At 39.9% G+C, this 25,279-nt stretch carries 26 protein-coding genes; 11 read left to right on the forward strand and 15 right to left on the reverse strand.

Translation table 11 applies throughout. The annotated features are described in order from the left end of the window. Window positions 1-11: 11 nt before the first annotated feature. Window positions 12-971, reverse strand: coding sequence for a lysylphosphatidylglycerol synthase transmembrane domain-containing protein (locus XEN7305_RS20070; protein ID WP_006511341.1), 960 nt, complete (start codon window positions 969-971; stop codon window positions 12-14). A gap of 82 nt (window positions 972-1,053) precedes the next feature. Here XEN7305_RS20070 and XEN7305_RS20075 point away from each other — a divergent pair, with 82 nt between their 5' ends. Beyond that, a complete protein-coding gene (locus XEN7305_RS20075) occupies window positions 1,054-1,395 on the forward strand; it encodes a translation initiation factor (protein ID WP_006511342.1) in 342 nt (113 codons plus the stop codon). A 3-nt stretch (window positions 1,396-1,398) separates the two neighbouring features. Here XEN7305_RS20075 and XEN7305_RS20080 read toward each other — a convergent pair whose 3' ends face one another. After that, window positions 1,399-3,012 (reverse strand): glycoside hydrolase family 3 N-terminal domain-containing protein, encoded by a 1,614-nt coding sequence (locus XEN7305_RS20080; RefSeq protein WP_006511343.1) that lies wholly within the window; start codon window positions 3,010-3,012, stop codon window positions 1,399-1,401. Window positions 3,013-3,377: 365 nt separating this feature from the next. Here XEN7305_RS20080 and fni point away from each other — a divergent pair, with 365 nt between their 5' ends. After that, window positions 3,378-4,409, forward strand: coding sequence for a type 2 isopentenyl-diphosphate Delta-isomerase (fni, locus tag XEN7305_RS20085; protein WP_006511344.1), 1,032 nt, complete (start codon window positions 3,378-3,380; stop codon window positions 4,407-4,409). A gap of 721 nt (window positions 4,410-5,130) precedes the next feature. On the opposite strand, the gene XEN7305_RS20090 is transcribed toward fni, so the two are convergent. The 7 genes from XEN7305_RS20090 to cobJ form a co-directional block, all read right to left on the reverse strand. Beyond that, window positions 5,131-5,871: a TIGR00297 family protein gene (locus XEN7305_RS20090; protein ID WP_006511345.1), complete on the reverse strand. Its 741-nt coding sequence runs from the start codon at window positions 5,869-5,871 to the stop codon at window positions 5,131-5,133. 128 nt (window positions 5,872-5,999) lie between these two features. Further along, window positions 6,000-7,103, reverse strand: coding sequence for an agmatine/peptidylarginine deiminase (locus XEN7305_RS20095; RefSeq protein WP_006511346.1), 1,104 nt, complete (start codon window positions 7,101-7,103; stop codon window positions 6,000-6,002). A gap of 103 nt (window positions 7,104-7,206) precedes the next feature. Beyond that, window positions 7,207-7,431: a type II toxin-antitoxin system HicA family toxin gene (locus XEN7305_RS20100; protein ID WP_006511347.1), complete on the reverse strand. Its 225-nt coding sequence runs from the start codon at window positions 7,429-7,431 to the stop codon at window positions 7,207-7,209. Continuing rightward, a complete protein-coding gene (locus tag XEN7305_RS20105; RefSeq protein WP_006511348.1) occupies window positions 7,431-7,631 on the reverse strand; it encodes a type II toxin-antitoxin system HicB family antitoxin in 201 nt (66 codons plus the stop codon). The genes XEN7305_RS20100 and XEN7305_RS20105 overlap by 1 nt, the downstream gene beginning before the upstream one ends. Before the next feature lie 213 nt (window positions 7,632-7,844). Further along, window positions 7,845-8,156 (reverse strand): hypothetical protein, encoded by a 312-nt coding sequence (locus XEN7305_RS20110; protein WP_006511349.1) that lies wholly within the window; start codon window positions 8,154-8,156, stop codon window positions 7,845-7,847. Window positions 8,157-8,284: 128 nt separating this feature from the next. Next, a complete protein-coding gene (locus XEN7305_RS20115) occupies window positions 8,285-8,575 on the reverse strand; it encodes a hypothetical protein (RefSeq protein ID WP_006511351.1) in 291 nt (96 codons plus the stop codon). Between the two features lie 39 nt (window positions 8,576-8,614). Continuing rightward, window positions 8,615-10,519 (reverse strand): precorrin-3B C(17)-methyltransferase, encoded by a 1,905-nt coding sequence (gene cobJ, locus XEN7305_RS20120; protein ID WP_006511352.1) that lies wholly within the window; start codon window positions 10,517-10,519, stop codon window positions 8,615-8,617. A 112-nt stretch (window positions 10,520-10,631) separates the two neighbouring features. Between cobJ and XEN7305_RS20125 the strand changes: the two genes are divergently transcribed. The 4 genes from XEN7305_RS20125 to XEN7305_RS20140 all read left to right on the forward strand — a co-directional run bounded on the left by XEN7305_RS20125 (window position 10,632) and on the right by XEN7305_RS20140 (window position 13,477). Then, complete coding sequence (locus tag XEN7305_RS20125) at window positions 10,632-11,369, forward strand: hypothetical protein (RefSeq protein ID WP_006511353.1); 738 nt, start codon at window positions 10,632-10,634, stop codon at window positions 11,367-11,369. Window positions 11,370-11,561: 192 nt separating this feature from the next. Further along, a complete protein-coding gene (locus XEN7305_RS20130) occupies window positions 11,562-12,188 on the forward strand; it encodes a DUF6391 domain-containing protein (RefSeq protein WP_006511354.1) in 627 nt (208 codons plus the stop codon). An 85-nt stretch (window positions 12,189-12,273) separates the two neighbouring features. Continuing rightward, entirely contained in the window at window positions 12,274-12,483 is a 210-nt protein-coding gene (locus XEN7305_RS20135; protein ID WP_006511355.1) for a photosystem I reaction center subunit IV, read from the forward strand. Window positions 12,484-12,628: 145 nt separating this feature from the next. Further along, window positions 12,629-13,477 carry a DNA-formamidopyrimidine glycosylase gene (locus XEN7305_RS20140; RefSeq protein WP_006511356.1) on the forward strand — a complete coding sequence of 283 codons (849 nt, stop codon included), beginning with the start codon at window positions 12,629-12,631 and terminating at the stop codon, window positions 13,475-13,477. Between the two features lie 64 nt (window positions 13,478-13,541). Here the strand turns inward: XEN7305_RS20140 and XEN7305_RS20145 are convergent, their stop codons facing one another. From XEN7305_RS20145 to XEN7305_RS20155, 3 genes are all read right to left on the reverse strand, one after another. Continuing rightward, window positions 13,542-14,879, reverse strand: coding sequence for a histidine phosphatase family protein (locus XEN7305_RS20145; protein ID WP_006511357.1), 1,338 nt, complete (start codon window positions 14,877-14,879; stop codon window positions 13,542-13,544). Window positions 14,880-15,079: 200 nt separating this feature from the next. Beyond that, a complete protein-coding gene (locus XEN7305_RS20150; protein ID WP_006511358.1) occupies window positions 15,080-15,388 on the reverse strand; it encodes a nucleotidyltransferase family protein in 309 nt (102 codons plus the stop codon). Window positions 15,389-15,591: 203 nt separating this feature from the next. After that, a complete protein-coding gene (locus XEN7305_RS20155; RefSeq protein ID WP_144053331.1) occupies window positions 15,592-16,842 on the reverse strand; it encodes a lipopolysaccharide assembly protein LapB in 1,251 nt (416 codons plus the stop codon). Between the two features lie 120 nt (window positions 16,843-16,962). Between XEN7305_RS20155 and XEN7305_RS20160 the strand changes: the two genes are divergently transcribed. Continuing rightward, window positions 16,963-18,093: an esterase-like activity of phytase family protein gene (locus tag XEN7305_RS20160; RefSeq protein WP_006511360.1), complete on the forward strand. Its 1,131-nt coding sequence runs from the start codon at window positions 16,963-16,965 to the stop codon at window positions 18,091-18,093. A 2-nt stretch (window positions 18,094-18,095) separates the two neighbouring features. Here the strand turns inward: XEN7305_RS20160 and XEN7305_RS20165 are convergent, their stop codons facing one another. Next, complete coding sequence (locus XEN7305_RS20165; RefSeq protein WP_040898832.1) at window positions 18,096-18,407, reverse strand: nucleotidyltransferase; 312 nt, start codon at window positions 18,405-18,407, stop codon at window positions 18,096-18,098. A gap of 192 nt (window positions 18,408-18,599) precedes the next feature. Next, window positions 18,600-18,896, reverse strand: a complete 297-nt coding sequence (locus XEN7305_RS20170; RefSeq protein WP_006511362.1) for a hypothetical protein — start codon at window positions 18,894-18,896, stop codon at window positions 18,600-18,602. 192 nt (window positions 18,897-19,088) lie between these two features. On the opposite strand from XEN7305_RS20170, the gene trpD reads away from it, so the two are divergent. Further along, window positions 19,089-20,144, forward strand: coding sequence for an anthranilate phosphoribosyltransferase (gene trpD / locus XEN7305_RS20175; protein WP_006511363.1), 1,056 nt, complete (start codon window positions 19,089-19,091; stop codon window positions 20,142-20,144). Window positions 20,145-20,186: 42 nt separating this feature from the next. Here the strand turns inward: trpD and XEN7305_RS20180 are convergent, their stop codons facing one another. Then, a complete protein-coding gene (locus XEN7305_RS20180; RefSeq protein ID WP_006511364.1) occupies window positions 20,187-21,272 on the reverse strand; it encodes a hypothetical protein in 1,086 nt (361 codons plus the stop codon). 126 nt (window positions 21,273-21,398) lie between these two features. Between XEN7305_RS20180 and XEN7305_RS20185 the strand changes: the two genes are divergently transcribed. The 3 genes from XEN7305_RS20185 to XEN7305_RS20195 all read left to right on the forward strand — a co-directional run bounded on the left by XEN7305_RS20185 (window position 21,399) and on the right by XEN7305_RS20195 (window position 25,236). After that, window positions 21,399-22,412: a glucokinase gene (locus tag XEN7305_RS20185; RefSeq protein ID WP_006511365.1), complete on the forward strand. Its 1,014-nt coding sequence runs from the start codon at window positions 21,399-21,401 to the stop codon at window positions 22,410-22,412. 199 nt (window positions 22,413-22,611) lie between these two features. Further along, window positions 22,612-23,901, forward strand: a complete 1,290-nt coding sequence (locus XEN7305_RS20190) for a glucose-1-phosphate adenylyltransferase (protein ID WP_006511366.1) — start codon at window positions 22,612-22,614, stop codon at window positions 23,899-23,901. A 267-nt stretch (window positions 23,902-24,168) separates the two neighbouring features. Beyond that, complete coding sequence (locus tag XEN7305_RS20195) at window positions 24,169-25,236, forward strand: mechanosensitive ion channel family protein (protein ID WP_006511368.1); 1,068 nt, start codon at window positions 24,169-24,171, stop codon at window positions 25,234-25,236. Window positions 25,237-25,279: the final 43 nt, after the last annotated feature.

Consider the following 25,279-nt stretch of genomic DNA (forward strand, 5'->3'; position numbering starts at 1 on the left):
AGCTAATGTGATTAATTGGTGACAGAAGTTGATTTTTTGAGGGTGGCTAGCATTTGTCCTAAAAAAGGTAAACCAATGATAGCGGGTAAAAAATAACGAGAAGTACAGAGTAGACCTAATGCCGCACCAACTACTTCATTAAAATAAGGTTTATAGAACAAAATTAAGGCTGCATCACGAGTACCAACTCCCGCAAAAGTTAAGGGGAGTAAGCCAGCTAAGATTGAGAGGGGAGAAAGAGCCAGACTAATCAAAAATGGAACCCAGGCTTTAAGTGCAATAATAAATAACCAAATTTGTAGTAAATGTAAAAACCAAATAAATACAGACGTAATCGAGATCACCAACAACTGTTTTTTGTCTTCCCAAAAATAACTTTGCATTTGTGACCAAGAAACCTGCATACTTTGCAATTTCTTACTAATACCTTTGGGGGATATTTGGATTGTTGCATTAAAAAATAAGTTAGCAACTTGGCGGCTACCGAGGATAAATAACCCTAAAACTAATCCTCCTAAAATGCCAAGAATCATAGTTAGAAAAAATGGATCTTTGGTCGGATATAGTAGCAAGCCAAAGATACACCATAATAATAAAGACAGCATATCAGAAGCTTTTTCAAAAATTACAATAGCTAACGACAAACTGCCACTAAGATTATCTCGTTCCTTCATAAAATAAGCTTTGGCAATATCACCCATTTTTGAAGGCAAAACCATATTGAGAACACTAGCGCCGAGGATTAATCTATTAGCTTCGATAAAACCTAGTTTTGTTCCTTGAGGCATCAATTGTTGTAACCGCCAAGAAGTAAATAAGGTAATAGGAATCACCATACCCAAGCTAATAATCATCCATAGAGGATCGCAGTTTTGAAAAACTTCTAGTAATTTTTTGAGCTCGATTTGGGAATATAAAATTAGTAAGATAGCAACACTAACAACTATGGAAATAAATCTTTTAAGGTTCATGAAATTATAGGTAAAGAGCAGAAAGTGATAAACAACAAAGTTGATGGTATTGTAAAAAGTATGACAGCTTAAAGATAAGAATATGGCTTCCAAATCGAAGAAAAACCGAGTTGCCTACAGGGAATTTGGCAATAGTAGTAATGATGCAGCTTTGGCAAGGGCCACCCCCGATTTACCGCCACAACAACAAAATATTAGAATACAAGCTACGCGTTCTGGTCGCAAAGGCAAGACTGTCACTGTGCTCACTGGATTTCAACATAACCCAGAAACGCTGAGTAAATTACTCAAAAATCTGAAGGCGCAATGTGGTAGTGGGGGAACAGTTAAAGACAATAATTTGGAGATTCAGGGCGAGCACAAAGAAAAGTTATTACAAATTATGACTAAACTAGGTTATAAGGCGAAAATTAGTGGGGGCTAAAATCTAGAAGCCAAAGTTATTGGTGATTTTGGTCGCAGATTCTGTATTACTTTCTAGATTAAACAGACTTTGCATGGCAACTGCTTGAGCTGAATTCATTTGTCCATAAACAAAGACCCAAGGCAGCTCGATCGCGAGTTGGGAGATGAACCAATCTTTGACATAGGGACTGCCATAGATAATTAATCCTGCCAAGTTTTCACTAGTTAAAAGTAATTTATATTGTGCGATCGCGTTTTGCGTCAAGCCTGCTGTCCCGCGAAAAGGATTGCCGCGAATAAAGACTTGTAGCAAGGTTTTACGTTGATCATGATTAATTTGCTCCAGACTATTTTGATCTAATATTTGTCTTTGATAGCCGAATTTTTGGGGAATTGCGATCGCAGGAGCCGCCAGATCGAGAAAACTGCAATTGAGAACATCATCAACCACGATCAGATTGCGCTGTGCCTGCGCATCATCGACAGTTAAAGGTAAATTACCTCCTGTTTGCCCAGAATCCCGCAGGATATCTTGAGCAATTTGCCTATGTTGAGGTGCTGATAATAACTCAGTTGAAGATTGAAACTCTAAGCTGTTTCTCTTATCTTCCTCAACAAACTCGTCAACTAAACCTAATTTTGCTTGTTCAATCCGCTCTAGAGACTGCTCAATTCTTTCTTCTGTGATGATTTGCGATCGCACAGCTTGATAGATAGACTCGATCGCAATTTCAGGATCTTCAGGCATTAATAAAATGTCTGCTCCTGCTGTCACAGCTAAAACTGCGATTTCTTCGGCGGTGGCATATTTAGTGACTCCTCCCATAATCAGGGCATCTGTGATAATCAAACCGTCAAAGCCCAATTCTGCTCGCAGTTTCCCTGTCATAATTTTTTTCGAGAGAGTTGCCGGATAGTCTTTATCCCAAGCAGGAATCGTCAGATGGGCACTCATTACACTATCAACGCCAGAGGCGATCGCATTGACAAAAGGTGGTAATTCGACTCTATTTAATCGGGAATTATCATGGGGAATATTTGGTAAATCGAGATGGGAATCGGTTGCCGTGTCACCATGACCAGGGAAATGTTTGGCTGTGGTCAAAATGGGGTGGGATTTTGCTCCTTCAATGAAGGCCCTGGTTAAGTGGCTGACTATCTGGGCATCTTGACCAAAGGCGCGAATATTGATCACTGGGTTATCCGGGTTATTATTTACATCCACCACCGGAGCTAGCAACCAATTAATGCCAATTGCGATCGCCTCCTGGGCCGTGATCTTCCCCATTGCCTTTGCATATTGCAGAGACAGATTGAGATCTTTTGCTGCGATCGCCGATAAGGCCATAGGTGGAGCAAACCAAGTGGCTCCAGGAAATCTTTGCCCAACGCCTTCTTCGATATCCGCTGCGATAAACAGAGGAATCTTGGCCCAGGATTGAAGTTGCTGCGATCTTGTCTTGACTTCGATGGCGCTACCTCCGAGCAAGATTACTCCTCCAAGATTCAACTCTGTGAGCCATCTTTCTAATGTTTGATTATCCGCTTCCCAAGCAGGGTAACGTCGTTGGTGATCAAATAAATAACCTGAAGCGCGGACGATGATCATTTGTCCGATTTTGGCTCGTAAATTCATGATTCGGGTGAAGGGGAAAGGTTAAAGGGAAAAGGTAGCTAATTAGGGCTCTGAGCTTACTACTTCGCAAGGTGAGTTCAAAAGACAATTTTCTGTTATTTTTTCAGTCCCCAAAATTTAACACCCAAAACTCTTTATTGTCTTCTGTCTTGACGCGCAGCTAATCCTCTACCTAACTGACTATAAGAATACTAAAATTCCTGAAACATTTTTATGTCGTTGTTTGTAATAATGTAGGTTGTAGTTCACGACTTGGCAAAATATGACTCTTTTAAACCTAAAACCTACCACCTAAAACCTAACACCAGTCTTTAAGCGTAAATGAATTGCCAAGTCGTGTGTAGTTGATTGTTGGGAAAAAAGTAATGACTAACACCCAGACGCGCAAAGCAGATCACTTGCGTATCTGTCTGGAAGAGGATGTCCAGTTTAACCTTGTAACCAATGGGTTGGAAAAATACCGTTTTACCCATAATTGTTTACCCGAAATCAACCTAGAAGATGTAGATTTACAAACTACTTTTCTCGGCAAAAAGTTAAATGCTCCGCTGCTGATTTCCTCGATGACAGGCGGTACAGAACAAGCCAAACTTATTAACTATCGCCTCGCCGAAGCAGCTCAAAATCATCGCTTGGCTATGGGCGTAGGCTCCCAAAGGATTGCTGTAGAAAAGCCTGATACGGCACCTAGTTTTGCAATTCGGGACTTGGCTCCCGATGCTCTTTTATTCGCCAATTTAGGAGCAGTTCAGCTCAACTATACCTATGGTCTGGAACAATGTTTGCAAGCAGTAGAAATCCTAGAAGCTGATGCGTTGATACTTCATCTCAATCCGTTGCAAGAATGCATTCAGCCGAGAGGAGATGTCAACTTCAAAGGTTTACTAGACAAAATTCATCTGCTCTGTGAGCAAATTTCGGTTCCTGTAATTGCTAAAGAAGTTGGCAATGGCATCTCTGGAGTTATGGCACAAAAGCTGATTTCAGCAGGCGTTGCGGCGATCGATGTTGCTGGTGCTGGGGGGACTTCCTGGGCCAAAGTAGAAAGTGAAAGGGCTGAGAATTATGTGCAAAGAAGACTAGGAAGAACTTTTGCTGATTGGGGAATCCCCACCGCAGATTGCCTGATCCAAACTCGGGAGCAGAACCGAGATATTCCTCTCATTGCTTCTGGCGGTTTACGGAATGGTCTGGAAGTAGCTAAAGCGATCGCCCTAGGAGCAGACTTGGCAGGTTTAGCTTTTCCTTTTCTACAGGCAGCCTCAGAATCCACTACTGCCTTGGAAGAGCTCATCCAATTACTATTATCGGAGATTAAAACAGTTCTTTTTTGTACGGGCAATGCAGACCTAGCAAGTTTAAGATCAAGTAACTCCTTAAAAAGAAAAGTCGATTAATTTATTGACTCTTTGTTACGAAAATTAATAATTTCTCTGGTCAAGATAGGGCATAGATTGTAAGCCTTAATAAATACCATAGGATATTCTCAATGCAATATTCAATTAATTCTCGGCTTAGAATTGTACTGAAAAGGCATTAGCTGACTACTAATGCCTTCATAGATTAATTTACAGTTTAATTGGTTGGACTCGATTAAATTGGTTACTTCACAGTTGGTTGGTTATCTTAGGTATTGCTTTATATGCAATGCCTTTTTTATTGTTATAACTATATTCTATATATATTGCCTGTGCACTTAATCAGTTGGACTTGATTAAATTGGCTGCTTCACAGTTGGTTGGTTATCTTGGGTATTGCTTGACATGCAATGCCTTTACACTGTCTTATGAGTTTAATTGGTTGGACTAAATTAAACTCGATTGTACGACTTTTGGTTACCTTAAGTATTACTTACTAATAATATTTTTTAGCGCCTAAAACTGTAAGTGGAAATTCTATAGACTTAAGTAAAATGCCTATAAAACTAAAGTAAAATACCTAAAAGTCAAAGTGAAATGCTCATAAAATTTAAGTAATCTACCCATGACATAGACAGTAGCAGCTTCTTCCCATTAATGTCTTCCGTAAATATACTAATTTTCTGAAGCGAGATTTGAAATATTTTGAGAATGTAGGAATAGGAACTTGGGGATCGGTTGATTTTGCGTTTTTTGTTGGTTAAATTGTCCAAACCCAAGCCATGATGATTGCGACAATTGCACCAATAGTTGTATTAACAAAATTTACCACTTCATTGGTTAAAAATTGCCATTGCTCTTGCAAAGTTGCACCGATTAGACTTTCAATATTAGTTGCAATGAAAGCTGCCACGATGCAGCAAATTATTCCCCAAGGATTAATCATGCCCAGGAGATAGGCAATCATTGCGATCGCGATGGAAGCAACCATCCCCGCAACTGTTCCTTCTAAGCTAATTGCGCCTTCAGTTCCTTTGGGAACAGGTTTTAAGGTTGTAATTAAAAAAGTACTTTTACCATAAGCTTTGCCTACTTCACTGGCACTAGTATCGGATAGTTTAGTAGCAAAACTTGCAACATAGCCTAAAATCAGTAATTCCTGAAGAGGAGAGTCGAAGAATATAGTCATTAGCGCACAAATAGTCGCTGTTAGAGCTGAGCCCCAGACATTTTCTGGTCCGCGCATCCCCGATCGCTTTTCCGCTATGCCAGCGGCTTCTTTTTCCGCCATGCCGATTTTGGTTACAGCAGAACCCACTAGGAAATAAAACATCACCACGGTATATCCTCGCCATCCTAAGGTTCCCCAAACGAGTACGCCTAAAACCCAAGCGTTGAGATAACCAAGGGGAGTGAGTAATTTTTTGGGCAGAATCCAAGCGATCGTGATGAGGAAACTATTGAGAATTAGGGCAATAATCCAGGGGTTTAGAGAGAGCATAAGAGTAAATTGAATGATTAGCTAGTGCTGCTGCGCGGAAGTCAAAAGTCAAAAGTCAAAAGTCAAAAGTTTTTTATCATAAAGATTTCAAGCTTTGTGCATGGGTGTTGTATTTACGCCCACTTCTACTAGATCATAGGTACTTGTTGAGTTATGCAATGAATACCGCCACCGCCTTTGGCGAGAATTTCACCACTAATGCCAATTACTTCGCGTTCACCAAAAGCATTACGAATAATTGATAATGCTGCGTCATCCTGGGCAGGATCATTCGCGATCGGAACCAGAACACAACCATTGGCAATGTAAAAATTGATATGAGCTACATCATAAGCCAAAGGGAGCTCAATAATCTCTAGTTGGCGATCTTTGCTATTAGATTCAGCTAGTAGTTTTGCTTTAGCATCTTGACAAATCTGATAATTGGGATCATTAAGATCATCTGTTGTATGCAGCATTACTGTTCCAGGAGCAACAAAAACACAAATACCATCGACATGACCATCAGTGATCGGATCGGGCGTTGTCCCTTTACCTAACCAAATTACTTTACTGACATTAAAAGATTCTTTGAGAATTTGTTCAACTTGAGATTTACTTTTATCTGGGTTGCGGTTGGGATTGAGTAAACATTCTTCTGTGGTGATTAAAGTTCCTTCCCCATCTAGAGTAACGGCACCGCCTTCTAGAACTAAATCAGCTTCATAAAAAGGAACTTGCAGATATTCACAAAGCCTTGCTCGGAGCTTGGCATCATCGTCATAGGGCGGAAACTTGGCACCCCAACCATTAAAGGTAAAACCTGTAACGCGACGTTCTCCTTGGTTATTGACGACAAATGATGGCCCAGAATCGCGAGCCCAACCATCATTGAGGGGAAATTCTACTAATTCAATATCACTACTTAGGAGTTTTTTGGCAATTACGCGATCTTGGGGATCTACAACCATTAACACTGGCTCAAATTCACTCAAGGTATTGGCCACTGTCGCCCAATCTTTGCGAGCTTGTCTGATGCCATAACCCGCCCAGTTTTGGCGAGGGACAAATTGCATAATGGTATATTCGTGGGGATGCCATTCTGCGGGAAAGTAAAATCCGTCTTGTTTGGGTGTTCTCGGTAGGCTATTCGCTATTGCTTGAGCTTTCACATTAGCTCCCATAATATTAGTACTGAGCATCCCTAGAGAATATAAACCAAATTTGAGAAGTTTTCTCCTTTTTAAGAACATAAGATATCGAACGCTTTTATATTAATCTTTAGTAAGGAGTGTAATTAAAAATGATGTTTTGGGCAATTGGCGATCGCTTGTTGGTGTGATTACCTGAGCATTATTAATATTTCCACTCAGATGTGGGAATATCAGCATTAACTAAAATATTCCTTAGTGTTCCAATAGGTAAATCTCGTCCTTGATGATAGGGAACAGTTACTTGAAGGTTTCTTTTCGAATTACGCCATTTCTTATGACTTCCTTTTTGACTGATTAACTCAAATTCATATTTCCTGAGTATTTTTTCAACTTGCTTTGCATTCATGCGACGAATACGATCGCCCATTACACAGTTACCTCACGAACAACCGCACCAGAATCAAGCTTAATATCGCTAGGCTCAAGATACAATTCAATAGCTTCAAGGATATTCTCCAAAGCTTCCTCTTCGGTTTGACCACAAGAGATACAACCAGGAAGTTCGGGACACCAAACTGCCCATTCTCCAGTTTCTTGATCGGCTTCTAAAACTACTCGCCATTTCATAGTTAGATTATTTTTTATTTTGTTATTAACCTGCGTCTTACTTGATAAATCATAGCTTAAGGAAATTTTTGAAAAGCATAGGGATTAGAGCGATGTTAGCAATTCTCTTATTTCCTCTAATTTTCTTCTAAATAACCTCGTGGTGTAATCATCCAATCACCATGACTATAGGTATTGCTATTACCAATAATAATTTTCGATATTTCATATTATCTAAACACTGGAAAACATACTCACAACACTACCAACAAAAGCCAATATTAACCCTATTAATACGCTGCGATTAATAAATTCCTGGTTAGCAATTCTCTTATCTAATTGCTCTACCTTTGTATCTAGCGTAGTTATCTGACCAGAAAGTTTTTCATCCAAAGTCTTTATTTCTCCTTTCACTTCAGTCAATTCAACTTTTAAATCAGAAATGTCATCTTTTACGTCTGACATCTTTTTCAAAATTTCTTTCTGATCACTCTTAATTTCTTGAAGAATTTCCGCTAAATCGACTTCAACTTTTGGATTATTCATGAGAATCTTAATTAATTTAATAAACGATCTAATTTTTTATAAACTTCATTTCCAAACTAGTGACTGTAATTTGTTCATCATCACGATAAACCGATTGTGCGATCGCAACGGTCGTATCTGGCTCTCGATTAAGCATTGGAAAACATACTCACAACACTACCAACAAAAGCCAAGATTAACCCTATTAATACACTGCGATTAATAAATTCCTGGTTAGCAATTCTCTTATCTAATTGCTCTACCTTGGTGTCTAGCGTAGTTATCTGACCAGAAAGTTTTTCATCCAAAGTCTTTATTCCTCCTTTTACTTCAGTCAATTCAACTGCTAAATCAGAAATTTTTTTCAAGATTTCTTTCTGATCGCCCTTAATTTCTTGAAGAATTTCTCCTAAATCGATTTCAACTTTTGGGTTAGTCATGAGAACTTTTTCGGTTATTTTAACTTTAGCATTTAAACTTTATAAGTACCCTCTTGGTGTAATCATCCAATCACCATGGCTATAGGTATTGCTATTACCAATAATAATTGTGGTCAACATATCAATCGGATTATCCAACATTTTCTCTAAGCTAGTTACTATAATTTGTTCATCATCGCGGTAAACCGATCGCACGATCGCAACTGGGGTATCTGGCTTTCGATATTGCAGAAAAATTTCTTGCGCTTTTTCAATCTGCTCCACTCGTTTTTGCGATCGCGGATTATAAATACTGGTCACAAAATCGGCCATCGCCGCAGCCTCCAAGCGTTTGCGGATAACTTCCCAAGGAGTTAAAAGATCACTCAAGCTAATCGCACAAAAATCATGCATTAAAGGCGCTCCAACCCTGGAGGCAACAGCCTGCAAGGCCGAAATTCCTGGGAAAACCTGCACTTGGGGCGTTTTGCCATCCCAATTATTTAGCTTAAGCTGTTCTAGAACTAAACCCGCCATGCCATAGATTCCACAGTCACCTGAAGAAATCACAGCTACGGTTAAACCCTGACTCGCTAGGGCGATCGCTCGTTCGCCTCGTTGTTTTTCCTGGGTAATCGGCAAAGATTCGATAACTTGTTCAGGACGAAATAAAGATTGCACCAGATCTATGTAGAGAGAATAACCAATCACCACATCCGCCCCCGCGATCGCAGTTTTGGCCGCGGGGGTAATTTGATCTAAACTTCCAGGGCCAATACCCACTAAATAGAGCTTGCCTGGCTTGCCTGTATATTCGATTTCTGATTGGGCGATCGCGACGGTTACTGCACCAGGTTGTTGCTCTTGTTTCACAATTTGTTTCTTCACAATTAGGGGTAATGGTAATGTTTCCGGTTCGAGTAATTTTATATTCTGCTCATCGAATAATTTTGCCGCTGCGATCGCAGATGCTTCAGCCACACTGGGAGTTCCTACCTCTTGGTTGACTACAGTTGAAGGAGTCGGCACCGCAACTTTTTTTAAAATGCTCGCAGGAAAAGTTTGTAAAGGTAAATTGCGATCTCGACAGACCTTTAATAGCCCTTTTTCATCTGCCTTAATATCTATCGTGGCAACACCTGCGATCGCTTCTACTGCCAAATCATGCTTGGCAAAAGTTGATTCTATTGCTTGATCAATTAATTCCCTTGAAGTGCCCCTCTCACAACCAATTCCCACCCACAAAACTCGCGGATGCCATTGCACTTGAGGGATGACCGGTTCATCGGAAAAATCTCTTTGCTTGGCACTAATCCAAATCTTCCCCCGGACTCTATCATTTTCCCCATTCTTAAAAAAACTCTCGGGCAGGCTCGACCGCCAAAGATCAGATCCTGCTTCTTGAATAACTGCGATCTCATTTTGATTAGCAACTTTCGCCATCAGCTTAGTCCAACTACCTTGTCCTTTGACCCAACCGTAAGGACGACCTAAAATATCAATTCCTGGTAAACTCAAACTGCTTGAAGCTCCTGTAATAATTGGTGTTGCGCCAAGTTGTAGCGCAATCATTTTAGTTAATAAATCAGCACCACCTTGATGTCCGCCACAGAGACTAATAACAAAACTACCCTCAGGATCAATAACGATTATTGCCGGGTCATGAGCTTTGTCCTTGAGCAAAGGCGCAATCAATCTTACTACTGCACCTGTCGCTAAACAAAAAACTAAGGCATTATAGTCCTTCCAAATTGTCGCTAAATGTTCTTTAAGCGAGGAATTGTAGACTTCAACTTTCTCAAGTAATGGATTTTGTTCTTGAGAATATTTTTGGGCATAATCACGAGAAACCCAAAGAGTTCCGCCTGTATGATTTTGCAAGTTGTGTAGTATTTGCAAAGCTTTGGTATGAGTTATGCCAATAAATCCTATAGTTTGGAATTGAGAGAAAGCAATATTTAACATTGGGAAAAGAGCTTGGCGGGTTAATTATTGTATCGTTAACTCGTCAGCTAATGTCATCAGTGATAGCATCTTCTTTCCAATTAAATAGTAGATTACTATACCCTCTAACTGTATGACAAATACCTCAGACAAGAAACAAGGTGGCTTGACGCTAATTATTGCTTCAGTAATATTTCTCGCGATTATATCGCTATTGTGGGCATTACTAAATTATTTTCCTTCCTTTACCGGGGGCATTACCCCAAAGCAATCAGCTTTAACCGATCTGGGAAACACAATTGTGGTTTTTTCCTTTGTCTCCCTAGCACTTCAGAGTTCGCTAGGTGTTTTTGTTAGTAACTGGCGAGGAGAACAAAGCAGTCGAAAAACACGACTTGTTAGTAGTTTAAATCAAGATATTGGTGAAATTAAAGCTTTAATAAATCCCACCCCAGTTGTCGCCCCCGACAACTCTGTAAAAGATCCCTCAGCTTCATCTCCACAAGCTGATAAAACCATTAATGTAGTAGTAGTTCTTGACCCCAAGGAATTAGCCGAGAAAAAGGGAGAACTGAAAACTTTACAGGAAAAACTAGAAGTGGCTCAAGAGGATTTGGGTAAGTACAGAGATGAGACCAAAGCTGTTGTTTCTAGATTGAGCCTATTAGCTGGGGTTGTTATTAGTCTAGGGGGAATTCGAATCTTGCAGTCCTTTGCTGATGTCTCGCTTGTGGGGACACAACTATCTCTTTTCAATTCCATAGATGTTCTGCTTACTGGGGGACTATTGGCGGGTGGCAGTGCAGGGGTTCACCGTCTTACCAAAGTCTATGAGGAAGTAACTAATGTTGATAAACAAGTGAAAAAATAGGCGGTTTAGGTATAACCTGGCGCTATGCGGTCTCACAAATTCCTTGGCTGTGCGTTTCTCCACGCAGATTTCTTGGAGATCGCTTTTTGCCACAAAATAAATTCATGGATGCAAAGAAATCATAAAAGTAATGCTGATCTGCTGTCGATAGGTTTTAGCATGAAGGATAGAATTTCGAATGTTTATTAGCTAATGAGTCAAGCTACTATTTACGATAGTTGGGATTGGTTTTTTCCCCCTCAAAAAGACCAAGATAGTGAGTTGCTACAGCAATGGGGTTTCGTGCCTGGCATTAAGGATTTATTAGTGTTGCGTCAGGTACATGCCTTAGAACATGCCACAGTTTGGATGCTTAGCACTTTAGGTGGAGTAGCAGCTCACAGGAACTCTAGTAGTAGTGATGACAATGAAAACATTGGTGGATTGTCAACAGAAAAAGGTTTTTTCCTCTATGGGGATATTAATCTTGAGCAGCTGAAAAAGGCAGTACATTTGGCTCTGGCTCGTCTCAAGAGGGGGGAATGGGATTTGGCGATTCATCCCCGTTGTGGAACAAATTCATCAGTGGCAGCATTGTTAACTACAGGAATGATTCTGACTACTCATTTAGTGTTACCCCGAGAACCTATTGGGCAATTGGTTGGCATGGGATTGGCAACGGCAACGGCTAACTATTTTGCTCCCGATATAGGCATGATGGTGCAAAAATATATTACGACAGCGATCCCGTTTAATTTAAAAATCTTAGAAATCGCCAAAAGTATTGATATGTGGGGCAATCAAGCATATTTTGTTGGCTTGCAATGGCAAACTTCGTAATAAAAATTAAACTTGTGCTTAATCATGTACCCATCATCGAATAGTATCTTGGGAACAATGCTCATTTTTAAATAAAAAAAATACTATGGCAATCAAACGTGGTTCTAAAGTAAGAATTCTTCGTAAAGAGTCATACTGGTACCAAGATGTCGGTACTGTAGCTAGCGTCGACAAAAGTGGTATTCGTTACCCTGTGATCGTTCGTTTTGATAGAGTTAACTATAACGGTATCAGCGGTTCTGCTACTGGCGTTAATACTAACAACTATGCTGAAAGTGAACTAGCAGAAGTTTAATCGAAGGCAGAAGGCAGAGGGCAGAAGGCAGATGAGTAATTGTTTCCTTCTAGCGCATTCCTTGCGTAACAAGTAAAAAGTTTTATACTTAATTACCTTACTACTTATTACTTCCGCACAGCGGGATAAGGAGGTCGCCTGAGCTTTGCCTGAATTACCAGAAGTAGAAACTGTCCGTCGTGGATTGGACAAATTAACTACGAATCAATTTATAGAGGGAAGTGCAGTCTTGTTACCAAGGACAGTTGCTTACCCTCTTTCTGTTGCCGAATTTGATAACAGTATCTTGGGAGCTGCGATCGCGTCTTGGCAAAGACGAGGCAAATATTTAATTGCTGAATTAATAGATAAATCAAAAAAACCCGCAGGATATTTGGGTGTACATCTGCGCATGACTGGTCAGCTACTCTGGCTAAAACAATCTGAGCCCCTACAGAAACATACTCGGGTACGTTTATTTTTTCCTGGTAATCAAGAATTGCGTTTTGTCGATACTCGAACCTTTGGCAAGTTCTGGTTAGTTCCCCCAGCATCATCACCAGAAACGATTATTACAGGATTGCAAAAATTGGGCCCTGAACCTTTCGCGACAGAATTCACCAGTGCCTATCTTGCGGCAAAATTGAGCAAGCGTCGCCGTAATATTAAGACTTTACTTCTAGATCAAAATATCGTGGCCGGAATCGGCAATATTTACGCCGATGAAACTCTCTTCAAAAGTCAGATTCGACCCGAAACCTTAGCGACAGATTTAACAGTTGCTCAAATAGATAAGCTTCATGCAGCAATTATTGAGGTTTTGGAAATCGCGATCGCCCAAGGAGGAACCACTTTTAGCGATTTTCTGAATTTATTAGGAGTCAACGGCAATTATGGTAATTCGGCATTAGTTTACGGTCGGCAAGGAGAACCCTGCCGAGTATGCAATACTCCTATTGAGAAAATCAAATTAGGAGGCCGGTCCTCGCATTTTTGTCCGAAATGTCAGGAATAGAATCAAGATGAGGGATGAAGGATAAAGGATGAGGAAAAAGATTGCAACTGATAACTGATAATTGTCAAAGAGCTCCTGCTGCTGTTTTATCAAATACTCCAGCTCCCAGATGGCTCGTGATATTAATTGCTTGCAAGACGGCTTTGCCTTCTGCTCCTTCAGGATAATCAATCACTGTGACTGCACCATTGCCTTGTTTAATATTCCAGAAATTGTCTGGTTGTAAACCTAATAAAGAACAAATCAATACTTTATTGATCGCATCATGGGCAACGACAATTCCTGTGCGAGGAGATTCGCTATTGCTGTAGTTAGCGACGATTTTTGACCAAGCGGCGATCGCTCTATCCCAAACCTGCTGGAGATTCTCGCCTTCAGGCATTTGCACAGTTTCGGGTTTATCTTTCCATTGTTGTAATAATCCTGGAAAGCCCGCTTCGATTTCTGCTTCTAATTTGCCTTCCCACAAGCCATGACAGATTTCTACCAATTCCGAAGTAGTCTCCAAACTTACTCCAGGATGATGTTCTAGGATAATTTCTGCTGTCTCTTTGGGGCGAGACATGGAGCTAGATACGGCAAAATCAATCTCGATGTCTTTCAGGAATTCTCCTGCCTTTCTTCCTTGGGCTTTGCCATTTTCGTTGAGGGGAATATCCTTAATTCCTTGGAAACGAGATTCTTTGTTCCACTGGGTTTCTCCGTGACGTACTAGTAGCAAACGGGGCCCTTGATGGGGTTTACGATAGGAAGGGACTGGCAAACCAAGATGGGAAGTTTGGTTGAGAGATTCAATTTGTACCGAATCACCAAAATCACCACTGAAATTGAGGACAGTCAAGCCGCAGTTGGACTGTTGAATAGAATGATACCTTTCGGGAGGAATGCCCACCGCCGACATAATTAAGCAGCGATTGATACCATTATGAGCCGTAATTAAAATTGTTTTCCCTTGATTCTGGGCGATAGCATCTTGCCAAAAGCCTTTTGCTTGTTCGTAAAGAGAGAGGACGGGATAATATTCTTGTCCATCGTTTAAGACCATTTTGAATTGATGAGGCTGTTGTTTCCAATGGCTATATTCGGTGGGATATTTGTCTAATACTTCTTGCTTTTGCATCTTTTCCCACAAAGGTAAATCGATTTCCATCAATTGTTCTGTAGGTTGCAGAGCAGGAGGATTATTTAAACAGGAATGAATAATCTCGGCTGTCTGTTTTGCTCGCTGTAGGGGACTGCAATAGAAAGCATCTACTTTGATGTTGCTCAATGCCTGACCGGCATTTTTGGCATCGGCAATACCTTTTTCTGTCAAAACCGACTCATCGCAACGACCTTGAATTATTTTCTTGGCATTGTAAGTGCTTTGTCCGTGGCGAACAATAATGACGCGAGTAGCCAATTCCTTTTTCCTCTCTATGATCTTTACAAATGTCTCTAAAGATTCTAGCTGATGGAGTCTTTAGTTTAAGAAACAATCTCTTTTTTATAGGAGTTGATGGGTTTTGCGATCGCTGTTTATAAGTTGCTTTTGGGTTTTAGGGAATGTGAGTTTGTCTCGCGCAGAGACGTGGAGGCACAGAGAGAAAGAGAGCAAGAGAATCACTGTTCATAGATTATCTGTGAGTTTCCGAGAATGTTGTTTTTTCGTATCCAATTATGACTTTGTTCAATAGCTGCTTTGGTTACTACATCAACGGGTCGATTAAATAATTGACTGAATTCTTGTTCAAGGTCATCGAGATCGAAGAAGGTGATTTTCGCATCTTCGGCAAAAGAAACTAAGATATCTATGTCGCTATTAAAGTTGAAATCTTCGCGTAATACTGAACCGAATAAAGCTAGTTCGACTATTTGCCAGTGTTGACAAATTTTTGATATTTTTTCAGTTTCTAAATTGATATTATTCATTTCATGTTGGTTTATTTATTATTCTCATCGGTGTTGCTGAATTAATTTTCTTATACCGCTTAACTATAGGTTTTAGGCTGTTTACTTGGCTATTCATTATGAAGTAAAATTACTTTAAACATGAAAAAGATTCTTTGTGTCTTTCTTTGCGCCTTTGCGTCTTTGCGCGAGATAATAAACCATATTTGAATTCAGCAATATCTTTACATCTTACCTCTTAGCTCTCTAATTTGGGTTTGAAAATACTCCGTACGATAGTTGAGTAATTGGGCAAATTCTAAACCCTGACTGTAATAATTCAATGCTTGATCATAATCATTTTGTAATAAGTAAAGTTCGCCCAGGCGATCGCAAATATTAAGTAAAGCGTAGGCATTATTAGCTTGCTCTTGAACCTCAAACAACTGTAAATAGGTTTGCGTTGCCAATATTAATTGATCGCTAGTTTGATAAAGTATTGCCAGTTTTTCTAGAGATTCATTAGCTAAAGCAATTTGTTGTAAATATTGAGCCAGAATAAAAGCTTCTTGATAGGATTTTTGAGCTAATTCTAGTTCGTCAATTGCCTGATAATCTGCGGCTAAAGAGATTTTGAGGCTAGCTATTTGTTCTGGTTGCTCTTGCTCAGCATATTTTTCTACAAGCTGCTCTTTAATCACAATTGCTTTTTCTGGCTGCTTCGAACTATCGTAGATATCTACTAACTTTAGTAAATAAGTTTGTTGTAAGTCTGGTTCATCGAGAGAAATATCTTTAATATCCTGTTGCACAAGAGATAGTAACTCTTCGTAAACAATTCCTGCTTCGACATAATCAAATTTTGCCAGATAAAGATCACCTAAAATAGTTAGAAGTTCTTCTTCCTCTTCTGGATTATCTTCTTTTCGAATCTCAGTTAGAATCTGCTCATAAATATTGACTGCCCGATCCAGGTATCGAATTTCTTGATAAGCCGTTCCCAGATTGGTAAATAATTCTAGATCGCGATTATCAGCGGCGGTCGCCTCTTGTTCAATGACACTTAGGCGACGAGCTATAACCCGTAAATTTTCCCCGAGATTTTCTTGCCATGCGATCGCACCTATTCTGCCAAGATCGACAATTTCTTCGTTTAGTCCAATAGCTTTTTGTAATCTCAACTCTCGAAACCACAGTTCAAAAGCTAGCTCAACATTTCCTTGTGCCAGCTGATTTTTGGCCTCTTGATCTATTTCGATAATGGCATTTCTCACCCGCGTTTTTTCTAATGGGGTTAATTCTCTTTTGACATTTAATGGCGGCAATAAAGGATCGCTTTGAGGAGTCGCTAAAGGGTCGAAAACATCTGTTTGCGCAATAACTATTTTCTGGTGGATCGTGCTCGGAACTACAATGCCAAGGATAGTTAAGAGTACTATGGTTGAATGTTTAATGATTTCTGAAAATATGCGATCGCTTGACACTAGATTATTCAATAATTGCAAATGGACAATGGATGATTTAAAACCACCTCTTTTTTTAGGAATTACTAATAAAATTTCCTTTTCGCTTTAATATGAGGACTGTACCGCCAAGCTTATAGTTTCCCTGACATAATGAATGTTTTCCGCTTGCCTTTAATTCGTTCCTTATGCTGTCTAATCATACTATTTTCTGTCACCGCCTGTAGTCTGCCACCTCGGGTCATGGCGCAGGACAGAATGTTCCTCGATCTATCCTTAGAATTTCTCGACAGTTACGAATTACCGCCAACCACCTTTGAAGATACCATAGTTGGCGGGTTGTCTGCGATCGCCTATGACAAAGTCTCGGATTTGTTTTACGTTTTATCTGATGATCGTAGTGAAAGGGGAGCGGCAAGATTTTATACTATGAAGTTAAATCTCCAAGCTAATGATAATGATGAAATTTCTATTGAAAATATCACAGTAGAAAATGTCACTTTCCTCAAAGATCACAATGGCAATTTCTTTGCAGAAGGAACGATTGATCCAGAAGGGCTTGCCCTATCTCCCAGAGGCACAATCTTTATCTCTAGTGAGGGTGCACCTGATAACCAGATTAATCCTTTCATTGGTGAATTTGATTTACAAACAGGAAAGCTAAAGTCTACTGTCCCACTTTCTCCAAAATATTTTCCTGAAGAAAATCAGGGCATCCAAAAAAATCTCGCTTTTGAATCTTTGGCTATCAAGCCATTGGGTTTGCCTCAAGATCCTTTTCGATTATTTACTGCGATCGAATCATCATTAATTCAAGATCAAACCGAAGAGGAAAATGCCAGGATTCGTTTTTTGCATTATGTAATCAATCCTATTGGCAGTCCAATTGTAGTGGCCGAGAATTTATATTTACTAGAACCAGATGAGCCGGAAACGATTTCTAATGGTTTAACAGAATTATTGACTCTCGATCAAGAAGGCTATTTTCTTAGTTTGGAGCGTACTTTTGGCTTTACTGGTGCAGGAGCCAAAATATTTCAAGTGGTCGCAGGGAATGCTAATGATACTTATACGATTGACAGTCTTAAGGATATCTCTGATATCCAACCTCTAAATAAGGATTTACTTTTAGATTTACAAGATTTGGGGATTTATCTCGATAATCTGGAAGGAATGACGATGGGGCCTCGGTTACCCGATGGGAGTAATAGTTTAATTCTTGTTAGTGATAATAATTTTAGTGAGGATCAAGTTACTCAGTTTTTACTGTTTCGTTTCAACTAATACTATAAATCCTTATCATAAATAAGCATCGCTTCTGCTAGAACTTGCTCGCGAAAATAGCGACTTAAACCTGCTGGAGTTCTTAAATCTATTTTGCGGTTGATCATATTTGATAACTCATCTTCCATCGTAATGATAGCTAAACCAGGGGTTTTGCCCCGTTCAAACTCCACCAAAACATCAACATCACTTTCTCTTGTAAAATGATCTGTCAACACCGAACCAAATAAGGACAATTTGTGGATCGAGTGGCGTTGACAAAATTGTTTAATTTCTTCTTGAGACAAATTAATGGGAAGTTTTTTTTGTTTCATAGTCAAAACTTCTGACTGATATTTTTTTAGAGGCTTGAATCGCAGGCTAAGAATCACCATTCTCCATTTTAAGAGTAACCCATTCCTTCGTAACTCGATTGGTGGTGCTGTGGTGTTCGAGTGCATTACGCTAATCAAGACTCATTACAAAAATTAATCTCATTGAGGAAGATTTCAAGAGCTCTCGATATTCTAAGATTCCTGGAATAACTGTTCAAGTCGCGAGACACGCTTTTGAAGCAAATAAAAGTTATTTAACAAATCACTATAGTTAGAGGCTAAATTTTTTAAAGTCTCAATCTCCCTATCATGGAAATGAAGGCGAGAACTACTACTGATAGCTAAAGTATCTTTATCTATACATTTGCCCATTAGATCTTCAATGGCTGAAGAGAGACTGACATTTTCGCGATCGCATAAAGCTTGGAAATCATTTTTCAGCTGAGGCTCTACATTTACTTTTAGTTGGATACTTCTCGTATTAGACATAGTCGTTTTATTGGGGTTCAATTATAATACTATACCTTTAATTTTTGATTAAATACTTTTATTAATGTAATTTTTTAATTAGGCGCACGAATAGATTTTAAGTTCTGCCTAGACAAATAAAATGATTTTGGGCTGGAAAATGATATTCTACTATCCGTAAAGAAGTCTTTAATAATAAAAACCACTACACTGATGAAACCAGACTCCCTTGATCCATCGGTTGATCTTTCAAGCTTGCTACAACAACTTTTGGACAAACAATCCCTTTCTCAAGCTCAAGCCGCTCAACTCATGACAGGATGGCTCAAAGAGGAGATTCCCCCCGTATTATCAGGGGCAATTTTGGCAGCAATTCAAGCCAAGCAAGTATCTGCTTCCGAATTGGCAGGGATGGCGCAAGTTTTAAAAGCCCAATCGCTACAACAAAAAGAGATTACTCATCATGTTCCCGTTGTTGATACCTGTGGTACCGGAGGCGATGGCGCATCTACTTTTAATATTTCGACCGCTGTTGCTTTCGTCACTGCTGCTGCCGGGGTTAAAGTTGCAAAACATGGTAATCGTTCGGCTTCGAGCAAAGTTGGTTCAGCCGATGTGTTGGAATATCTAGGAGTAAAATTGACAGCTTCGAGTGAAAAGGTGCGATCGGCACTGGAGGAAGTGGGTATTACCTTCTTGTTCGCTCCAGGTTGGCATCCTGCAATGAAAGGAGTCGCCCCTTTACGGAAAACTCTTAAGGTGAGAACTGTATTTAATTTATTAGGGCCTTTGGTCAATCCTCTATGCCCCACAGGTCAAGTGATTGGGGTTTATGATGGTGCTTTTGTCGCAACTATGGCAGAGGCTCTGAATATCTTAGGAACTCCCAGCGCGATCGCGCTACATGGCAGAGAAAAACTTGATGAAGCTGGATTAGGAGATGTCACAGATATCGCAATGCTCAAAGATGGCAAAGTAACTTTATCTAGTGTTGACCCCCAGGAGTTGGGTTTCACCTCGGCATCTTTAGAGGCTTTGAAGGGTGGAGAAGTGATTGAGAATGCCTCAATTTTGCAGAATGTTCTCCAAGGAAAAGGTACTAGGGCTCAACAAGATGCAGTGGCTTTAAATGCATCCTTTGCCTTGCAAGTAGGAGAAGCTGTCAAGTTTGGCGATCACGGGCAGGGAGTTGCTAAAGCCCGCGAGATCATTGCTAGTGGTGCGGCTTGGACTAAATTAGAAGAATTAGTTAAATTTTTGGATAGTTAAAACAAAGCCAATAAGGAGAAGTAGAATTTATTCATCTGCCATCTAATCTTTTAAAAGAGGTTGATATAAGCTATCTCTCAGTTGGAATTTCTCGGTCTCGTCCCTCGATAATGGGGAAAGATCAATCAGATAAAACCAAGAAATCGCAGATAAACTATTACTTTCAATATCCCAAGTCAGGCTCGTATCTTTGCCGATAGTCAAAGGAATATCCGCCAGGGGAAAAAGTTGTTCTCTGATTTGGGGCGAGTTGAGACTAAAAATTTCTTGAGGGTGAGGCAGGGAAGCATTCGGCTTTAGTCGTCGCAGTTCATAATGAAAAACTCCAGGAGGCCAGATCTTCAGTAAAGTTGCTTCGTCAGTTATTCTGATCGGAACATGTTCCCCAGCTCCTGCCTTTTCAAAATAAAGACCATCATCGATCGCGATCGCAATATGGTCGAGATATTCATAGCCCGCAGAACTTCTATGCATCACGAGAATCAGGTCTCCCGGTTGAATTGATTCCCCAGGAATCGGCATTTCCGAAGGTTCCGAAAAAGCCGAAAGCATCTCAGAATTGGTACGAATTTTCTCCAGCATTAGGCTAGCCTGAGCCATAAAAATTGCAGGTTTGGCCTCAGAATCTTGAGCTGCGCGCATAACCTCATAGACCAGTCCCCAACAGTTCATATATAAATATTTTTTAAATTCAGTTTTAGAAGCAGATAGCTCTGCCAACAAATTCCCATCTTGGGGCTTGAATGTTCTTGTTTCGGGAACAAATCGATGACCATTAAGGGCTTGGATTAAGGGCGGCAAAAAATCCACGAGTTGATAGGAGCGATCGCGATCATAGGAAACAGCAGTTTTTGCATCACTCCATCCACTATAGGTATTTTTGAGTAAGATAAAATCCTGTTCAGAAATTTTGCCAAAAACAAAAGATAGTCTCTGTTGCCAGACTTCCAAGGGACTGCTCTGGTCTGTCTTGGCCAGACATTGATGGGGTATATTTTTCGCCGAGGCAAGTTGCAGTGAGCATGATTGGGCTTGATCGTCCTGAAGCCGCACAAATTCTGCTTTGGAAGTTTTTGGTATCAAAAGCAAAATCAAGGTGAAACAAAATAGTTGAAAATAAGAAGACATAATCACAAGATTATAATTGTTATGGTCTAGGTAAGGCTGGTTTTAGGTGTTAGAAAAGTCAAATTTTGATTTAACATGAATTTCGATGTGCTTCGGAAAAAATCAAGTTAGATTTGGTTAAAATTTATGCTATTACTCACTGGTGATATTGGTGGTACAAAAACAATTCTGCGTTTGGTAGAAGCAGATCCCCAGGATAAGTCTTTTAAATCTATTCGAGAGCAGAAATATGTCAGTGCGAGTTTTCCTGATCTAGTTCCCATAGTTGAAGATTTTTTAGCAGCAGGTGAGCAAGAGACCCCAGAATCTGCCTGTTTTGCGATCGCAGGGCCCGTGATCGATAATAATTGCCGACTTACCAATCTCAGTTGGGACTTAAGCGGTAATAGATTAGAAAAAGAACTCAATATCGGCAAAGTAAGATTAATCAATGATTTTGCGGCCAATAGTTATGGTGTTCTCGGGCTAAAAGATACGGAGCTTGCAACTATCCAAACTGGAGAAATTAATAAAAATGCTCCCATAGCAGTCATTGGTGCGGGGACCGGTTTGGGGCAGAGCTTTTTAATTCCTCAAGGAGAAATTTATCAAGTTTTTGCCACCGAAGGAGGACATACTGATTTTGCGCCGCGGAATGATTTAGAATTCGATTTGCTCAAATATTTACAAGCCAAGCTGAATACTAGCCATATTTCGGTTGAAAGAATTGCTTCTGGTCAGGGTATTATTTCGATTTATCAATTCTTGAGGGATGCTAATTTTGCTGCCGAATCGTCTGCTATTGGTGAATCGATAAGTCGTTGGGAACAAGAAACCGCCAAAACCATTGATCCTGCGGCAATTATTTCTCAAGGCGCAGCCAACGGAGATGAGTTATGTGCCAAAACAATGAACATGTTTATCGAAGCCTATGGCGCAGAAACGGGAAATATGGCATTAAAACTACTTCCTTATGGAGGAATGTATATTGCAGGAGGGATTGCCGCAAAAAACTTATCCTTGATGCAAGATGGGAATTTTCTGGCTGCCTTTCAAGATAAGGGTCGGATGAAGTCACTTATGGAGCGAATTCCTCTTCATGTGGTTTTAAATTCAGAAGTTGGTCTATTGGGCGCAATTTTATATCTTCTCAATAGCTAAACTAGTATTTTAATGAGCGATTAAGGTGAATATTCTTAGATTGATCTTTGGTTGAACATATAAGCTCAGGCTCGGTTAAAAGCTTTCACCTTCAAGCGATCCCCCATTTTCAACTACTGATTATTAATCCCTAATCTCCAATTCCCGATCCCTGATAAACTTTATCTTGAGAGATTTAAGCAGTTGCGAGGTTGGTCTTGTGAAAAGAGTATTAGGTATCATTCTAGGAGGAGGCGCGGGCACGCGTTTATACCCTCTAACCAAACTGCGGGCAAAGCCGGCAGTTCCCCTAGCAAGTAAATATCGTTTAATCGACATTCCAGTTAGTAACTGTATTAATTCAGAGATTCTCAAAATCTATGTTTTAACTCAATTTAATTCTGCTTCTCTCAATCGTCATCTAAACCGCAGTTATAACTTTTCTGGATTTAGAGAAGGATTTGTAGAGGTTTTATCGGCACAACAAACTGCTGAAAGTAAGGATTGGTTTCAAGGAACAGCGGATGCAGTGCGTCAGTACCTCAATCTCCTAAAAGATTGGGATGTAGATGAATATATTATTCTCTCAGGAGATCATCTATATCGTATGGACTACAGTAAATTCATCCAACGTCACCGAGATACTAATGCGGATATCACTTTATCGGTAGTGCCCATCGATGAGAAACGTGCTTCGAGCTTTGGTGTGATGAAAATCAACGATCAAGGTAGGGTTGTTGACTTTTATGAAAAACCCCAAGGTGATGCTCTCCAAAAAATGCAGGTAGATACAACTGTTTTAGGATTAACACCCCAAGAAGCTAAAGAGAGTCCTTATATTGCTTCTATGGGAATTTATGTCTTTAAAAAAAATGTTTTGATTGATCTTCTGCAAGCCAATTTAGAGCAAACTGATTTCGGTAAAGAAATTATTCCTGCCGCAGCGGAAAACCATAATGTTCAAGCATATCTTTTCAAAGGTTATTGGGAAGATATCGGAACTGTTGAGTCTTTTTATGATGCAAATTTAGCTTTAACCGAACAGCCTACACCTGCTTTTAGTTTCTATGACGAAAAAGCCCCTATATATACGCGTTCTCGGTATTTGCCCCCTAGCAAACTCTTGAATTGTCAAATCACAGAGTCCATGATTGGGGAAGGATCTATTCTTAAAGAATGTCGTGTTCATCATTCTGTATTGGGCATTCGGACGAGAATCGAAGCCGATTGTACGATCGAAGACACTTTGATTATGGGCGCCGATTTTTATGAGCCCTTTGCCGAAAGAAAATCTGGTCTACAAAATAATCAAGTTCCCGTGGGAATTGGTGCTGGGAGCACAATCCGCCGGGCTATTATTGATAAAAATGCTCGCATTGGTCGTAATGTCCAGATTACCAACAAAGATCGGGTAGAAGAAGCGAAAAGAGAAGACGAAGGTTTTTATATTCGCAATGGAATTGTTGTGGTTATCAAGGGAGCAACTATTCCTGACAACACAGTAATTTAAAACAACAAACAATATAACTCAATTTACTTTATTAATTTTTGATGACAATTAGCGATCGCATTTACATTGCGATCGCTTTTTTAATTCCCTTTGCGTCTTTGCTAGGTGCGCGTTCCCTTGCGGATTTCCAATTCCGCGGGGTCGCACCTCTTTGCGCGAGATGCTTCCATTACACTTTAGAACGCGACTTAGTAGAAGACACGATTTCCTCGTCAAGATTGGTGTTAGGTTTTAAGTGGTAGGTTTTAGATTTGAAAAATATTAATAATGTCTAAATGGCTTCTTCTAATACAACAATTCTCTATTCCTGTTTTGTTCGTTGTAGCTGGCATAGGTTTGGGACTTTATTTTGATAGGAGGGTCCTGAAGCGCTTAAGCGTTTTTGCCGAAAAAACTGCTTGGAAAGGAGACGATCTAATTATTGATAATGTTAAGGGCATTAGCTTTATTTGGTTTGCTTTAGGTGGTTGTTACCTCGCAAGTGTTTTCTTAACTTTCCAGGGCGTAGTCGTAATTCATCGTGCTTTATATGCTGTTTTTCTTCTGTCAATCACCCTTTTAGTATCACGATTAGCGGTTAGTTTTCTTCAGCTCTATAGTAGCCGAGAAGGAACGAGTCCCATGCTTACAACTTTGTTTGAGACTATCACCAAGATTTTGGTGCTCTCGATCGGTATTCTGATTACTCTCGAATCACTTAATATTCCGATCGCCCCAATCTTAGCTACTTTGGGGGTAGGTAGTCTTTCTCTGGGTTTGGCACTCAAAGAACCACTAGCCAACCTAATTTCTGGGATTAATATCATCACTTCCAAAAAAATTAGACCTCAAGACTATATCAAACTGAAAACCGGTGAAGAAGGCTATGTCGTAGATGTTGAGTTGAAATATACAGTGATTCGAGAAATTACAGGAAATCTGCTGGTAATTCCCAACGCTCAGCTAATTGCTTCAAGTTTTAGAAACTATGCCTTGCCAGAAAACAAAATGTTAATCCCCGTGAAAGTCGGTATTAGCTACGATAGTGACTTGGAGAAAGTAGAAACAGTAACGTTGCAAGTAGCCCGAGAAACCCTAGCCGAAGTTCTGGGAGGAGATGCCGAATACGAGCCTTTTATGCGTTATGAACGTTTCGATTATTTTAGTATTGAGTTCACTGTCTATCTGCAAATTCAAGAGTTTTATGATCATTTGATTATTACTCATGAATTCATCAAGCGATTATATAAACGATATCAAAGCGAAAATATTGAAATTCCTTTCCCCATTAAGAACGCCTATATTGCCAATGAAAAATTAACCCAGACTTTTGATGATAATTCGTCAAATCAGTGAACAGTTAATTTTTTTATGGGATGGAGAGAACTGATGACTGAGT

The sequence above is a fragment of the Xenococcus sp. PCC 7305 genome (genome assembly GCF_000332055.1).
Lineage (GTDB): Bacteria > Cyanobacteriota > Cyanobacteriia > Cyanobacteriales > Xenococcaceae > Xenococcus.